Raw genomic sequence first — 14,381 nt, forward strand, 5'->3', positions numbered from 1 at the left:
CGCCGCTTCACTCAAAACCAACCGGTAAGACGGAATGATGCGTGCTGAAACCAAAATCTTAGACGTTACCGAGACTTCCAGCGCGACGCCCATTCTGGAAATGCGCGGCATCAGCCAGATATTCCCCGGCGTGAAGGCGCTGGATGGCGTCGATATCGCGCTTTATCCCGGCAAGGTCACGGCGCTGATCGGCGAGAACGGTGCTGGAAAATCCACGCTCGTCAAAATTCTCACCGGAATCTACCGCCCGAATGAAGGGGAAATCCTTCTCGATGGCCGGCCTGTCACCTTTCACGGCGCACAGGATGCCATCGATGCCGGCGTGACCGCCATTCATCAGGAAACCGTGCTGTTCGACGAGCTTTCCGTGGGCGAAAACATCTTCCTCGGTCATGCGCCCAAAGGCCGTTTCGGCCTCATTGACTGGAAGACCATCAATGCGCGCGCCGGGGTCCTGCTTGAACAGCTCGAAAGCACCATCGATCCGTCCATTCGGCTGAAGGACCTTTCCATCGCGCAGCGCCACCTCGTGGCAATCGCCAGAGCGCTTTCCGTCGAGGCACGTATCGTCATCATGGACGAACCGACAGCCGCCCTTTCCCGCAAGGAAATCGATGATCTGTTCCGCATCGTTGAAAACCTGAAGCGGCAGGGCAAGGCCATCCTGTTCATCAGCCACAAGTTCGATGAAGTATATGAAATCGCTGAAAATTACGCCGTATTCCGGGACGGAAAGATGGTCGGCGCGGGTAATCTCGCCGCCACCACGCAGGACGAGATCGTGCGCCTGATGGTTGGCCGCGACGTCACGAACGCCTTTCCGAAACAGGAGGTCACACTCGGCCCGACGGTTCTTTCGGTGCAAAATTATTCACACCAGACGGAATTTCGCGATATTTCTCTCGATCTGCGCAAAGGCGAAATTCTTGGCCTTTATGGGCTGATCGGCGCCGGGCGGTCGGAACTGTGCCAGTCGCTTTTCGGCATCACGCGCCCAGCCTCAGGACAGATTACCCTCAACGGCGAACCGCTCGTCATCCGTTCGCCGGAGGATGCGATCCGCGCCGGGATCGTTTATGTGCCGGAAGAGCGTGGACGGCATGGGCTGGCGCTGGACATGCCGATCTACCAGAACATGTCGCTCCCCTCTCTTGCCCGCACCTCTCGCAAGGGCTTTCTCGCCGCCGCAAACGAATTTGCTCTGGCGCGCAAATATGCCTCACGCCTCGACCTGCGCGCCGCCGCCCTGTCCGTGCCCGTCGGCACGCTTTCCGGCGGCAACCAGCAGAAGGTGGTGATCGGCAAATGGCTCGCCACGCAGCCGAAAGTCATTATTCTCGATGAACCCACCAAGGGCATCGATATCGGCTCCAAGGCCGCCGTGCACGGCTTCATCAGCGAGCTGGCGGCCGAAGGTCTCTCCATCATCATGATTTCATCTGAACTTCCCGAAATTCTCGGCATGTCCGACCGCGCCATCGTCATGCGCGAAGGCCTGATGGCAGGTCAGTTCGAACGCGCCGATTTTTCTCCGGAAAAGCTGGTGCGCGCCGCCACCGGCAACGCCTGAGAGGGGCAAAACCATGCAACGTTTTCTCAAAAATCGCGAATGGCTGCTGGCGGGCATCATCGTCATCATGATCGCAGGCTTTGCGCTGCGAGCGCCCGGTTTCGGTAAGCCGGCCAATCTCGTCAATATCTTCAACGATACCTCCATCCTCATCATCCTGGCGCTTGGCCAGATGGCGGTCATTCTCACCAAATCCATCGATCTTTCGGTTGCCGCCAACCTCGCCTTCACCGGCATGGCAGTGGCGATGACCAATGCCGCCTTCCCGGGAATTCCACTGCCGCTTCTCATCGCCATGGCGGTCGGCATCGGCGCGTTTCTGGGATCGATCAACGGCATTCTCGTCTGGTGGCTCGGCATTCCGCCCATCGTCGTCACGCTCGGCACGCTCACCATCTATCGCGGCATGGCCTTCGTGCTGTCGGGCGGCGGCTGGGTGAATGCGCACCAGCTTTCGCCGACCTTCCTCAACGTGCCGCGCACCATGATCCTCGGCATGCCGGTTCTGTCCTGGGTCGCCATCCTCATCATCGCCGGTGCCTGGCTGGTGCTCAGCCGGACTTCTTTCGGCCGCTCCGCCTACGCTTCCGGCGGTAATCCGGGCGCTGCGGTCTATGCCGGCATCGATGTCGGCCGCACGCGCTTTCTGGCTTTCGTTCTGTCGGGTGCACTGGCAGGACTTGCCAGCTATCTCTGGGTGTCGCGTTATGCCGTTGCCTATGTGGATATCGCCGCCGGTTTCGAACTCGATAGCGTGGCGGCAAATGTGATTGGCGGCATCTCCATTGCCGGCGGCATTGGCTCGGTGGCAGGCGCTGTGCTCGGCGCACTGTTTCTCGGCGTCATCAAGAACGCCCTGCCCGTCATCGGCATTTCTCCCTTCGCGCAAATGGCGATTTCCGGCGTGGTTATCGTGCTCGCCGTCGTCTTCAACGCCCGCGCCGAAGCTCGAAAAGGGCGCTTCATCCTGCGCGACCGGGCGGCAAGCGATCAGGCCAAGGAGGCCGCAGCATGAGTACGAATTCTCAACCGGCGCAGAAGCCGCGCATCATTCCAGACAAGCTTGGCACGCCGTTGCGCCGTCTCCTGGCAAGCTGGGAAGTGCTGCTGCTCGGCGTCGCGATCCTCATCTTCATCGCCAATTCGTTTGCCTCGCCCTATTTTCTCAATGCCTGGAACCTGTCCGACGCGACGTTCAACTTCACCGAAAAGGCGATCATCGCCTTTGCGATGGCGCTTCTGATCATCGCTGGCGAGATTGATCTCTCAGTCGCCGCCATCATCGCTCTCGCCTCCACCGCAATGGGTGCGGCGGTGCAGATGGGTGTCGGCACGCCGGGGCTCGTCGCCATCGGCATCGGAACCGGGCTACTCTGCGGGGCGTTCAACGGCTTTCTCGTCGCTGGCCTCAAACTGCCATCCATCGTCGTCACCATCGGTACGATGAGCCTGTTTCGCGGTATTTCCTATATGGTGCTGGGTGATCAGGCCTATGGCAAATATCCGGCGGATTTCGCCTATTTCGGTCAGGGTTACGTGTACTCGGTCATCTCCTTCGAATTCGTACTGTTCCTCGCCATGGCCGTCATCTTCGCCATTCTGCTGCACGCCACCAATTTCGGCCGGCAGGTCTACGTGATCGGCAACAATCCGTTTGCCGCCCGTTTTTCCGGTATTCCCGTCGAGCGGGTCAAATTCATCCTCTTCCTTTTGACCGGCCTGATGAGCGGCATCGCCGCCGTCTGCCTCACCTCGCGGCTCGGTTCCACCCGTCCCTCGATTGCTCAAGGCTGGGAGCTTGAAGTCGTGACCATGGTGGTGCTCGGCGGCGTGTCCATTCTCGGCGGCTCCGGCACCATTGCAGGTGTCGTCATCGCTGCCTTCGTCATGGGCCTCGTCACCTTCGGCCTCGGTCTTCTGAACGTGCCTGGCATCGTCATGTCGATCTTCGTCGGCCTGCTTTTGATCATCACCATCGCCATACCCATCGTTGTGCGCCGCCTTCGCGCCATCAGAGGCTAAGCCATGCCGGAATTAGAAAAACACGCTTTCAAGATGAAACTCTTCGCCGGCAAGCAAGCCGAATATAGACGGCGCCATGACGAGATATGGCCGGAACTGGTTGCTCTACTGCATGAAGCGGGTGTGAGCGACTATTCAATCCACCTCGACCCGAAAACCGACATCCTGTTCGGCGTGCTGACCCGCCCGAAGAACCACGGCATGGCAGCATTGCCCGAGCATCCCGTGATGAAGAAATGGTGGGCGCATATGGCTGACATCATGGAAAGCAACCCCGATAATTCGCCTGTCGCGACTGAGCTTGTGACGGTGTTCCACCTGCCATGAATGACATGACAAAGCCACGCCGCGTCGCGGTCATCGATATAGGCAAGACCAATGCCAAGGTCGTTGTCATCGACACCCGAAACGGCGAAGAGATAACCGGTGACAGACGTTCCAACCCTGTCCTTCGTGACGGCATTTATCCGCATTACGATGTGGAGATGCTCTGGAGCTTCATTCTCGCCTCTCTGCGGCGGTTCGCGGAAGAGCCGGGTTTCGACGCGATTTCCATCACGACCCATGGCGCGTCTGCCGCACTTCTTGACGAAAACGGCGATCTTGCCATGCCTGTGCTGGATTACGAGCACAGCTACCCCGCAAGCGTTGCGGAAGCCTATCTCCGCATCAGGCCGGATTTTGCTGAAACCGGCTCGCCCTCGCTTCCAGCCGGATTGAACCTTGGCGCACAAATCCATTTCCAGAAAACCGCCTTTCCGCAGGAATTCGCTGGGGTGCGCAGCATCGTCACCTACGCGCAATATTGGGCGGGGCGGCTGACCGGCGTTCAGGCCACCGAGACGACCTCGCTCGGTTGCCATACGGATTTGTGGAATCCGCGGCTGAAGGCGTTTTCATCGCTGGTCGAGCGCTTGGGCATTGCGCACTTGATGGCACCGGTGCGCTCCGCCTTCGATGTACTCGGGCCAGTCCGCGAATCGGTGGCGCTGGAAACCGGGCTTTCGGCGGATATATCGGTCTATTGCGGCATCCACGATTCCAACGCCTCGCTACTGCCGCATCTGCTGCGGCGGCAGGGTGATTTTTCGGTCGTCTCCACCGGCACCTGGGTGGTGAATTTCGCCATCGGCGGTACGGCGGAGACGCTGGATCCCGCCCGTGATACGCTTTTGAATGTCGATGCCCTCGGGCGTCCCGTTCCCTCCTCCCGCTTCATGGGCGGCAGGGAATATGAAACGCTGACGCAACAATTCGGGCCTGCTCCGGACGAAGAAACCAAAGCCGCTCTCGGCGGCGTGCTCACAAGAGGCATGATGCTGTTGCCCAGCGTCGTCAGCGGTTCCGGCCCCTTCCCCGGCAAAACAGCGCGCTGGATTGCCGACGACAATGCCACGGTTGCTGAACGGCACGCGGCAGCGGCGCTTTATCTCGCCCTGATGACGGAGTTCAGTCTATCGCTCATCGGGCAGAAAGGCCCGATACTGGTCGAAGGGCCATTCGCCAGCAATGCGCTTTATCTCAAGGCGCTGGCAGGTGTTGCCGAAACTGAGGTCATCGCCGTCAGCGGTTCCACAGGCACCAGTGCCGGGGCAGCACTCCTCACCGGTATCAAACCACTTGCCGGCCGCGAGCGTCATTTCGCTCCCGATGCCATTGCAGGGCTTCCCGCCTATCGCAGCGAATGGCAGGCCCGTCTGGCTTGACGCAAGACGACAAAATGCGGCCGGGTATCCAGCCGCATTCCGTTTTGCAAAAGGATCAAGCCTTGATGAAGGCCAAGAGATCGGCGTTGAGCACGTCTGCATTGATGGTCAGCATGCCGTGCGAGAAGCCGGGATAGGTCTTCAGCGTACCGTTTTTCAGGAGCTTCACCGATTTCAGCGCAGAGTCCGCAATCGGCACGATCTGGTCATCTTCACCGTGCAGCACGAGTGTGGGCACGCTGATGGCCTTCAGGTCTTCGGTCTGGTCGGTTTCCGAGAATGCCTTGATGCCATCGTAATGCGCCTTGGCACTGCCCATCATACCCTGCCGCCACCAGTTCTGGATCACGCCTTCCTGAACGGTCGCTCCATTGCGGTTGAAGCCGTAGAACGGGCCGGAGGGCACATCGCGGAAGAACTGCGCGCGGTTTGCGGCAAGTGCTGAACGGAAGCCATCAAAAACCTCCATCGGAAGGCCCTCGGGGTTGGCCTCGGTCTTGAGCATCAGCGGCGGCACGGCGGAAACCAGAACGGCCTTCGCGACGCGGCCTGCGGGTTCACCGTGTCTGGCAACATAACGCGCCACTTCGCCACCGCCGGTGGAATGGCCGATATGCACGGCATTTTTCAGGTCCAGCGTTTCTGCAACGGCAAAGGCGTCTGCGGCATAATGGTCCATATCGTGACCTTCGGAAACCTGCGCGGAGCGACCGTGACCACGGCGATCATGGGCGACGACACGATACCCTTTCGAGAGGAAAAACAGCATCTGTCCATCCCAGTCGTCGGAGCTGAGTGGCCAGCCGTGGTGAAACACGATGGGCTGAGCATCCTTCGGGCCCCAGTCCTTGTAGAAGATGTCCGTTCCATCTGTCGTCTTAACAAAGCCCATGATCGTTTCTCCTTCGGTTGCGTTGGCATCTTCCGGTGCGATCTATGTTGTGCGCCGGTTTGATGGAGGGATGATGACGCAGGAAAATATCCGCAACAATTGCAACAATAATTCTGAATGAATTGCTGATCTGGCAATAATGGCCGTGCCGCCCGTTGTCTTACGCCCGGGTACCGGCGCTAAACGGCACCGCGACCGAAAAGTTGCGACAGAAGACGCAAACGGATTGAAATAACCAACCGGATAAGTTGCGGTTTAAATTGTAATCAACGGCGCACGGGCGCGGTCGCGACTGCACACCGCCGGAAACGAAACTCGCTAAGTTATTCGAACTCTCAATCCACGTCGGGATCGTATTCCCTCGGGCTGTCGTCCTTGGAAAACAACACGCAAGGGCCGCGTGAACCGCGCGGATCATAGGCGTATCCCTTGGCGGTCAGTGCCTGCATGATGTCGCGAACACCTTCGAGGCCATAAAGGTGATCGTGCAGCTCGACGAATATCCGCTCCACGCCAGCAAGCTCGGCATTGCCGAGCAGATCGCGTTCCGCGCCCTCGATATCCATCACGAGCGCCGTGATGCCCCGGCTGGCGACAAACGCATCGATATTCTCGGACGAGATTTCGATGCGCCTTTCATAAGGACCCTGATTTTCGTCCATGGACGACATCCAGAGATCCTTGCGGACATAGAAGGGATAGGTACGCGGCTGGTCGGCCGTGAGAAGTCCTTGGGAAAACACGACATTGCCACGGCAATTTGCCTTGATCACCCGTTCCGCCAGTGCCGCTGTGGACGGATTGGCCTCGAATGCCCAAACGGAAACATCCTGAATACCGGCAATGATCGAGGTTATGATGCCGATGCCGGACCCCAGTTCCAATACGCGATCGCCGGGCTTGATGGCTTTCAGGACGCTGCGGGCCTCTTTCGCCTCATAGCTGCCGTCGGTCAGCGCCTGCCATATGACGGGCGATACCTCATCGGAAGAAAGAGGCAGGGCTACGCCATGCACATCCAGAATTTCCATATTTCCCAAGCCCTTTCTCAAAACCCGGTCTCGTCAACAGAACGATCCCGCATAGACCGCGAATGCTCTACAGTATCGGTGCGACAAACGGTATTGGTTTTCGCCGTCAACGATGTATCCCACTGAAATTTAACATGGCTTGCCCTGTTCGAAAGCAAACCCGTTCAAACAGAACTCCAGGCCACAAGCTCCTTGGCCGGCAACGGCCTGCTGATCAGATAGCCCTGTACCAGATCGCATCCCAGACGTTTGACCAGCTCATATTGCTCCTCCGTCTCGATGCCTTCGGCGATGGTGGTCATTCTAAGGCTGCGCCCGACGCCGACCACGAATTCGACGATCGCCAGCGCGTCGCGGTCGCTGGTGATATCGCGCAGGAATGACCGGTCGATCTTGATCTTGTCGAACGGCACGCCGCGCAAATTCGCAAGCGAGGAGTAACCGGTGCCGAAATCGTCCATGGCGATCTGGATGCCGACGGCCTTCAGCCGCGTTAGCGTGTTGATCGTCTGGTCGCTCTTGTTCAGCAGGATCGATTCGGTGATCTCAAGCTCGAGCCGGCTCGGCTCCAGCCCGCTTTTATCAAGGGCACCCATCACGTTCTGAATGAGGTTGGTACTGTGGAACTGAACCGGCGAGAGATTGACCGCCACCTTCATGTCCTCATCCCATCGCATCGCCTCGCGGCAGGCAGTCTCCATCACCCATTTTCCGAGCGAATGGATAAGGCCGGTTCGTTCCGCAACGGGAATGAACACGCTGGGCGGAACATCGCCGCGCACTGGATGTTTCCAGCGCAAAAGTGCCTCGAAGCCACAAAGCTTGCGGGTCTGCGTCGCCACCTGCGGCTGGTAATAGACCTCCATCTCGTCGTTCTGCAGCGCAGTCTGCAGATCAGCCTCGAAGGATTTCTTTTCGGTCAGCTGCTTTTGCATGCGGACTTTGAAAACACTCGCCCGGCCAGGGCCGATGGCCTTGGCTTCATAAAGCGCCAGATCCGCGCGCTTGAACAATTCATCCGCATCGACGGTACCATGCGATATGGCGATGCCGATGCAGGTGCCGATTTTCACCTCCTGCTCGCCGAGCTGGTAGGTCCGGCTGATCTGCTCGATAAGCTTGGAGGCGAGACGGCGCGCCGTGTCCTCATTGAGATCATCTGACACGACAGCGAATTCATCGCCGCCAAGGCGGCAAACCATGTCGTAATCACCGCCGATCCCCGAAAGGCGCTGTGCCACGGCCTGAAGCAAGGCGTCGCCCGAATCGTGGCCAAGCGTGTCGTTGACGTCCTTGAACCCATCGAGATCAAGCAGAAGAATGGCCGTCGTTCCATTGCCGCCGAAAGAGCGGCGCAACCGCTCGATAAGTTCCTGCCGGAACAGCGAGCGGTTCGGAAGGCCCGTCAGCGCATCATGATAGGCATCATGCTCCAGCCGGACATTCTTGGCCTGCAATTCAAGCGTGGCGGCGCGCAGGTCGTCCGTCAGCCCGCGCATGCTTTTCTGCGCGCGGTTCAACAGATCGTTCTGGCGAAGCAGCAATATCACCAGCGCGATGCCGCACAGGATCAATCCGCCCGCAAGCGCGGTGTAGACGATATGCAGCTTGCGCACGTCCTCATGGGCCGTATCGATCAGATTGACGTCATAGGCGACCGACGACGAAGCCAGCGTCGTCATCGGCGCATCGAGCGAGCTCATCTCGGAGAGCAGATCCGGAACATCCCTTGGCTCCAAGGTGTTCATCTGCTGTTCCAGGCGGGCCAGAACCGCGTCAAGGCGGGTTACGAGATCCCGCCATTGCTGTTTTTCATTGATGAAAGCGCCGAGGTTACCCTGCTTCAAGAGCTCCAGGCGGCTTAGCATGATGTCCATGCGCAGCTGCAATTCGTCCCGGTCTATGACACCGGGACTGAGCGCAAAAACGGCCAATTTGTTCTGAAGGCGGAGATACTCCGCCACGGTCTGACTGACCGCCCACGAATCGTTATAGCGGGCAAATTTCTGCAGAGCGGTCTGACGCTCGGCAATGACGAAAGCGATATAGCCCGTTGCCAGGACGAAGCAACAGATGATCACCGCCACAAGTTTTCGCAAACGGCACCTTTATTCCACTATCAATTTGGCAACTTGCCATGCGGACCGCGAATAATAGGTCTGCTTCTGCAATTCCGGGTCGCTATCATAGGGATAGATGACAAACAGCGGACCCTTTTCGCGAACTGTCATGTAGTTGCCATCCAGCTTGATCGCGAGGATAACGTTAAATTTCTTAAAATCCTCAACCGGTATGGTGCTCACATAATCGTTGAGTGCAACTGCCGTTACGCTGGTGCCTTTTGCACCGACGAGATCCATCAACTTTGCCAGTGACACGCCGTCAAAACGAACGCGGCCATCGTGCCAGGGCGTCGTGGTCTCCACCGTCACCATGCCCAATCCCTCCAGCATGTCGCGATCGAATACCGCAGCGCCATCGGCATTGGTGTTGGTGATGTTTCCGGAGATGGTCAATATCGGCTTGCCTTGCGGCTTGGCGATCGTCCCGGCCTCGGCACAGGAAAGCCACATGAGCGACAGAAACGCACTGAGAAGTACCCGGGCGAAACTCATACTCTTTCTCCATCTAGCGTTCAGGTCGAGGGGTTTTCGCCAACCTCTGAGGGTCAAGGGAACCGACGCTCGCAATATATATCAGGAATGAGTGTTATATCCTTAGTGAGATTTTATCCGTATTTTCTCTAGGTTTTGAGTAAACCGTTTGGATAATTTTTCCGTCTTATTGTACTTTTTTACACTTCACGCCCTGTTATGACGCAAGCAACACTACAAGTTACGTCTTCGTATCAATCCGTCTGGTGCGACAAAGGCCAAATTGCGGCATATGCGTGATTGCTTAACAACAGCAACACATGATTCGCGCGTATCGGACAAGACCAATGCGCGTTCGGCATCCGCCTGCCTGTCAGGCAGGAAAGCCGAGAGACAAGTTTCGCATCACAGAAAAATCATGGCGATTGCCAGAGCGAACGGTTGAAACATACCGTACGCAACTTAATATAAGAGCTGTCATTTCCGTTTCCGGCATTTTCAGCTTCCTCTTGCCGGAAATGCCCAGACGCCCGTTCCGCGCAGCGCAAGCGGCGATACCGGATATAGTCCGGTCAGGAAAATTCTGTTCACGTCTCCGGGCTGGACGGCACCCTGCCGTATCGGCCGCATCATGAAGGTAGTCCCTATGCACACCTATCCCGACATCAAACTTCTCATTGATGGCGAATGGCGAGACGCCGTTTCCGGCAAGACGATCGCCGTATCCGACCCTGCGACCGACGAAATCATCGGCGCGATCGCTCATGCCGAAAAGGCGGACCTCGATCTGGCACTTGCCGCCGCCGAGCGTGGCTTCAAGGTCTGGCGCGACACCTCGCCCTTCGAGCGTTCCAAGATCATGCGCAGGGCAGCCGATATCCTGCGCGAGCGCAAGGACAAGATCGCCTATATAATGACCCGCGAGCAGGGCAAGCCGCTGTCGCAATCGGCAACCGAAATCATGGGCGCCGCCGATACCATCGACTGGTTCGCCGAAGAAGCACGTCGCACCTACGGCCAGGTCATCCCGGCGCGCGCAACCGGCGTTTCCCAGCTTGCCATCAAGCTGCCGGTTGGTCCCGTCGCGGCGTTTACGCCATGGAACTTCCCGATCAACCAGATCGTCCGCAAGCTTTCGGCTGCCCTTGCCACGGGCTGCTCCATCATCGTCAAGGCCCCGGAAGAAACACCGGCATCGCCGGCGGAACTGATCCGAGCGTTTGTGGATGCGGGCGTGCCGGCGGGTGTCATCGGTCTCGTTTACGGCGTGCCATCCGAGATTTCGGAATATCTGATCCCGCATCCGGTCATCCGCAAGATTTCCTTCACCGGCTCCACGCCGATCGGCAAACATCTGGCAGCGCTTGCCGGCAAGCACATGAAGCGCGCCACGATGGAACTCGGCGGTCATGCGCCAGTGATGATCTTTGACGATGCCGATATCGAAAAAGCGATCGAGGTGACCTCGCTTGCCAAGTTCCGCAATGCCGGTCAGGTCTGCGTCGCTCCCACCCGCTTCCTCGTGCAGGACGGTGTGGCGGATCGCTTCCTTGAAGGTTTCGTGGAAGCCACGAAGGCGATCAAGGTCGGCAACGGCCTGGAAGAAGGTGTCGTCATGGGGCCGCTCGCCAATGAGCGCCGCATCCCAGCGCTGGAAGGCCTGATCAACGACGCCGTTTCCCATGGCGCGGAACTGAAGACCGGTGGCCGCCGCATCGGCAACAAGGGCAACTTCTTCGAGCCCACGGTGCTCGCCAACGTGCCAGTGACAGCCAAGATCATGAACGACGAGCCCTTCGGTCCCGTCGCCATCATCAACCGCTTCTCGACGTTCGATGATGCCATCAACGAAGCGAACCGCCTGCCTTTTGGCCTCGCATCCTACGCCTTTACCAGCTCGGTCAAGACAGCGCATGCGCTCGGCCACCAGGTCGAGGCGGGCATGCTGACCATCAACCACAACGGCCTTGCGCTTCCCGAAGTCCCCTTCGGCGGCGTCAAGGATTCCGGTTATGGCACGGAGGGCGGTTCGGAGGCGGTTCAGGCCTATCTGGAGACGAAATTCGTCAGCCAGATGAGCTGAAGCTTTGGATGCAAGCTCAGGGCGGATGACAATATCCGCCCTGAACCTGAATTTGGCGAACCCGGAATCTCCACGCATCGTCACTCCGGACTAGATCCGGGGTCCAGCGCGGTCAAGTCACTGATCGCAAAAGACTATTCGCCGCGCAGGCGCCCAGTGGCCGGATGCCGGATGCCGGATGCCGGATGCCGGATCAAGCCCGGAATGACGGAGTGAAAGGCCTTCGTCAATCTGTGAAGAAGCAAGATCTGCTATGTCTTTTCTTCGGTAGTAGCGCCTTCCCTTGCCTCCGTTCTCATCATGTCCTAAAAGAACAAAAAGTGAACTTTGAGAGGCCCTATGAGCGAGACAGCGGCACCCGCGTTGAAGGAAATCTTCAACCACGAAAAACTGCGACACATCGCCGATCAGACCAAAGCCGTTCATGCGCCTTTCGATGTTCCCGCCTTCATGGCGCTTGCCACGACAAATCTCGAAGCGCTGGGCATCATGCAGCGCATGCGGCAGGTGGCGACCAGCCTGCACGCCACGCTTCCCGGCGACTTTGCCCGCAACATCGAAATTCTGACAGCCGCAGCACCCGGGATAGGCAACGGTTTCGCGTCCATTTCGCTGCCAGAATATGTGGCGCTTTACGGTCTCGACGATTTCGATCTTTCCATGCAGGCGCTGCAATATTTCACCCGTTTCGGCTCCTCGGAATTTGCCATCCGCCATTTCCTGCAAAGGGATCTGGCCCGAACACTTGCCGTGATGGAAACATGGTCGCGACATGACAACGAACATGTGCGAAGGCTGGCGAGCGAAGGCTGCCGGCCGCGCCTGCCTTGGTCGTTTCAGCTCAAAGCCCTGATCGATGATCCCTCACCGGTCACCGCGATCCTCGATGCCATGAAAGCTGACGAGGCGCTTTACGTGCGCAAATCCGTCGCCAATCATCTGAACGACATCACCAAGGACAATGCCGCTTTCGTGCTGGCGCTCATCGACACATGGCCGAAGGAAAACCCGCATACACGCTGGATCGTGCGGCAGGCCTTGCGCACTCTGGTCAAGAAAGGCGACGCTGCCGCACTCGCCCATTTGGGCGCCCATAAGGAGGCTCAGATCGCACTTTCGGCGTTTCAGGTTTCTCCTGAAAAGGTCGCTCTTGGTAATCCAGTGCGGATTTCAGCTTCTTTCACCTCGACGGCAGAAAGCCCGCAGAAACTGGTGATCGATTATGCCGTGCATTACGTGAAAAAGAGCGGTGACGCCTCCGCGAAAGTCTTCAAGTGGAAAGAAATCGAGTTGCAGCCGGGCGAAACGTGCGCGCTCTCGATAAGCCGCGCCATGCGCGATTTCACCACCCGCAAGCACTATGCGGGTGTTCACAAGGTTGACCTGATGGTCAATGGCAGGCTGGCGGCCGAGGCCTTTTTCGAACTGCTGATATGAGGCTGGCGAGAGCGTCCCTCAAGCCGCCGGGAAAATCTTCGCACGGCGGATGATGACGGAACCGCGATCGCCTGCCGCGACATCATTTTCCGGCGGCACGTCGAATTCCAGGAGATCGCCGCCATCTGTGCTGGCAATCACCCGCCGCTCGCCTGCCCTGTCGAGAACCCGCGAAACCGAGGCTGGAATGCCCTCGTGCAGATCTTCCCATTCCAGGTCGGAGGGACGGGCATAGATCTCAACGGCGCCATCCGCCTGACCGTAGGAGAAGGGCAGTTCGTTGTCACCGACATAGACCTTGCCGCCGCGCGCCACGCCGGACACACGGTTGGCATCGCCGAGAAAGCGCATGACGAAGGCGCTGTTCGGCTGGCGGCACACTTCCTTCGGCGTGCCCTGTTGCACGATCTCGCCCTGATTGAGGATGACGACGCGGTCAGCGAGATCCAGTGCCTCTTCCTGATCATGTGTCACGAAAATCGTGGTAATGCCCAGCGCGCCGTGAATTTCACGCAGCCAGCGGCGCAGGTCGCGGCGCACATTGGCATCCAGCGCGCCGAAGGGCTCATCCAGTAGAAGCACTTTGGGATCGACCGAAAGCGCACGGGCCAGCGCCACACGCTGCCGCTGCCCACCGGAAATCTGCGCCGGGAACCGGTCGCCCAGACCGTCAAGCTTGACCAGGTTCAACAGTTCCCCGACCCGCGCATCGATCGCCGCTTTGTCGCGCTTCACCTTCGACACCTTCATGCCGAACGCGATGTTTTCATGCAGCGTCATATGCGGAAAAAGTGCGTAGTGCTGGAACACGAAACCGACGCCGCGATCGCGCACCGGAATATTGGTGGCGTCTTCGTCTCCAAAAAAGATGCGGCCGCCATCGCTATATTCGAGACCGGCGACCATGCGCAAAATCGTGGTTTTGCCTGAACCCGAGGGGCCGAGCAGCGCCAGAAGCTCGCCACTTTCAATATCGAGCGAAACATCGCGCACCGCGCGGAATGTATCGAAGGTCTTCACCACATTTTCGAGGCGGATTTTCATGG

General features: G+C 58.5%; 12 protein-coding genes. 7 read left to right on the forward strand and 5 right to left on the reverse strand.

What is annotated here, in order from left to right; all coding sequences use genetic code 11:
* The first annotated feature begins 34 nt into the window (after positions 1 to 34).
* The 5 genes from ACQZ45_RS12380 to ACQZ45_RS12400 are packed head-to-tail and all read left to right on the forward strand — an operon-like array spanning position 35 to position 5,298.
* Positions 35 to 1,570 (forward strand): sugar ABC transporter ATP-binding protein, encoded by a 1,536-nt coding sequence (locus ACQZ45_RS12380; protein ID WP_065687827.1) that lies wholly within the window; start codon positions 35 to 37, stop codon positions 1,568 to 1,570.
* A gap of 13 nt (positions 1,571 to 1,583) precedes the next feature.
* Positions 1,584 to 2,585, forward strand: a complete 1,002-nt coding sequence (locus ACQZ45_RS12385; protein WP_065687828.1) for an ABC transporter permease — start codon at positions 1,584 to 1,586, stop codon at positions 2,583 to 2,585.
* Entirely contained in the window at positions 2,582 to 3,592 is a 1,011-nt protein-coding gene (locus tag ACQZ45_RS12390) for an ABC transporter permease (RefSeq protein WP_003511205.1), read from the forward strand. Before ACQZ45_RS12385 ends, ACQZ45_RS12390 begins: the two co-directional genes overlap by 4 nt.
* 3 nt (positions 3,593 to 3,595) lie before the next feature.
* A complete protein-coding gene (gene rhaM, locus ACQZ45_RS12395) occupies positions 3,596 to 3,919 on the forward strand; it encodes an L-rhamnose mutarotase (protein WP_448742261.1) in 324 nt (107 codons plus the stop codon).
* Positions 3,916 to 5,298 carry an FGGY-family carbohydrate kinase gene (locus tag ACQZ45_RS12400; protein WP_065687830.1) on the forward strand — a complete coding sequence of 461 codons (1,383 nt, stop codon included), beginning with the start codon at positions 3,916 to 3,918 and terminating at the stop codon, positions 5,296 to 5,298. Before rhaM ends, ACQZ45_RS12400 begins: the two co-directional genes overlap by 4 nt.
* Positions 5,299 to 5,353: 55 nt before the next feature.
* On the opposite strand, the gene ACQZ45_RS12405 is transcribed toward ACQZ45_RS12400, so the two are convergent.
* The 4 genes from ACQZ45_RS12405 to ACQZ45_RS12420 form a co-directional block, all read right to left on the reverse strand.
* Complete coding sequence (locus tag ACQZ45_RS12405) at positions 5,354 to 6,190, reverse strand: alpha/beta fold hydrolase (protein ID WP_112674739.1); 837 nt, start codon at positions 6,188 to 6,190, stop codon at positions 5,354 to 5,356.
* A 335-nt stretch (positions 6,191 to 6,525) separates the two neighbouring features.
* The gene (locus tag ACQZ45_RS12410; protein ID WP_065687832.1) at positions 6,526 to 7,221 is read right to left on the reverse strand and encodes an FkbM family methyltransferase; all 696 of its coding nucleotides are present in this window, start codon (positions 7,219 to 7,221) and stop codon (positions 6,526 to 6,528) included.
* Between the two features lie 164 nt (positions 7,222 to 7,385).
* Positions 7,386 to 9,320: a putative bifunctional diguanylate cyclase/phosphodiesterase gene (locus ACQZ45_RS12415; RefSeq protein ID WP_003511211.1), complete on the reverse strand. Its 1,935-nt coding sequence runs from the start codon at positions 9,318 to 9,320 to the stop codon at positions 7,386 to 7,388.
* A gap of 9 nt (positions 9,321 to 9,329) precedes the next feature.
* Positions 9,330 to 9,836, reverse strand: a complete 507-nt coding sequence (locus tag ACQZ45_RS12420) for a putative pterin-binding protein (RefSeq protein WP_003511212.1) — start codon at positions 9,834 to 9,836, stop codon at positions 9,330 to 9,332.
* 625 nt (positions 9,837 to 10,461) lie between these two features.
* Between ACQZ45_RS12420 and ACQZ45_RS12425 the strand changes: the two genes are divergently transcribed.
* Entirely contained in the window at positions 10,462 to 11,898 is a 1,437-nt protein-coding gene (locus tag ACQZ45_RS12425) for an NAD-dependent succinate-semialdehyde dehydrogenase (RefSeq protein WP_003511213.1), read from the forward strand.
* 339 nt (positions 11,899 to 12,237) lie between these two features.
* Positions 12,238 to 13,335: a DNA alkylation repair protein gene (locus ACQZ45_RS12430; RefSeq protein WP_065687833.1), complete on the forward strand. Its 1,098-nt coding sequence runs from the start codon at positions 12,238 to 12,240 to the stop codon at positions 13,333 to 13,335.
* An 18-nt stretch (positions 13,336 to 13,353) separates the two neighbouring features.
* Here the strand turns inward: ACQZ45_RS12430 and ACQZ45_RS12435 are convergent, their stop codons facing one another.
* Positions 13,354 to 14,379 carry a sulfate/molybdate ABC transporter ATP-binding protein gene (locus ACQZ45_RS12435; RefSeq protein ID WP_013761716.1) on the reverse strand — a complete coding sequence of 342 codons (1,026 nt, stop codon included), beginning with the start codon at positions 14,377 to 14,379 and terminating at the stop codon, positions 13,354 to 13,356.
* Between the last annotated feature and the right edge of the window lie 2 nt (positions 14,380 to 14,381).

The organism is Agrobacterium sp. 16-2014-1-2a (genome assembly GCF_053522705.1).

What these genes read in the sequence shown, in the direction of transcription:
- ACQZ45_RS12380 (WP_065687827.1), top strand. Translation starts at nt 35, where the DNA reads ATGATGCGTGCTGAAACCAAAATCTTAGACGTTACCGAGACTTCCAGC.
- ACQZ45_RS12385 (WP_065687828.1), top strand. Translation starts at nt 1,584, where the DNA reads ATGCAACGTTTTCTCAAAAATCGCGAATGGCTGCTGGCGGGCATCATC.
- ACQZ45_RS12390 (WP_003511205.1), top strand. Translation starts at nt 2,582, where the DNA reads ATGAGTACGAATTCTCAACCGGCGCAGAAGCCGCGCATCATTCCAGAC.
- rhaM (WP_448742261.1), top strand. Translation starts at nt 3,596, where the DNA reads ATGCCGGAATTAGAAAAACACGCTTTCAAGATGAAACTCTTCGCCGGC.
- ACQZ45_RS12400 (WP_065687830.1), top strand. Translation starts at nt 3,916, where the DNA reads ATGAATGACATGACAAAGCCACGCCGCGTCGCGGTCATCGATATAGGC.
- ACQZ45_RS12405 (WP_112674739.1), bottom strand. Translation starts at nt 6,190, where the DNA reads ATGGGCTTTGTTAAGACGACAGATGGAACGGACATCTTCTACAAGGAC.
- ACQZ45_RS12410 (WP_065687832.1), bottom strand. Translation starts at nt 7,221, where the DNA reads ATGGAAATTCTGGATGTGCATGGCGTAGCCCTGCCTCTTTCTTCCGAT.
- ACQZ45_RS12420 (WP_003511212.1), bottom strand. Translation starts at nt 9,836, where the DNA reads ATGAGTTTCGCCCGGGTACTTCTCAGTGCGTTTCTGTCGCTCATGTGG.
- ACQZ45_RS12425 (WP_003511213.1), top strand. Translation starts at nt 10,462, where the DNA reads ATGCACACCTATCCCGACATCAAACTTCTCATTGATGGCGAATGGCGA.
- ACQZ45_RS12430 (WP_065687833.1), top strand. Translation starts at nt 12,238, where the DNA reads ATGAGCGAGACAGCGGCACCCGCGTTGAAGGAAATCTTCAACCACGAA.
- ACQZ45_RS12435 (WP_013761716.1), bottom strand. Translation starts at nt 14,379, where the DNA reads ATGAAAATCCGCCTCGAAAATGTGGTGAAGACCTTCGATACATTCCGC.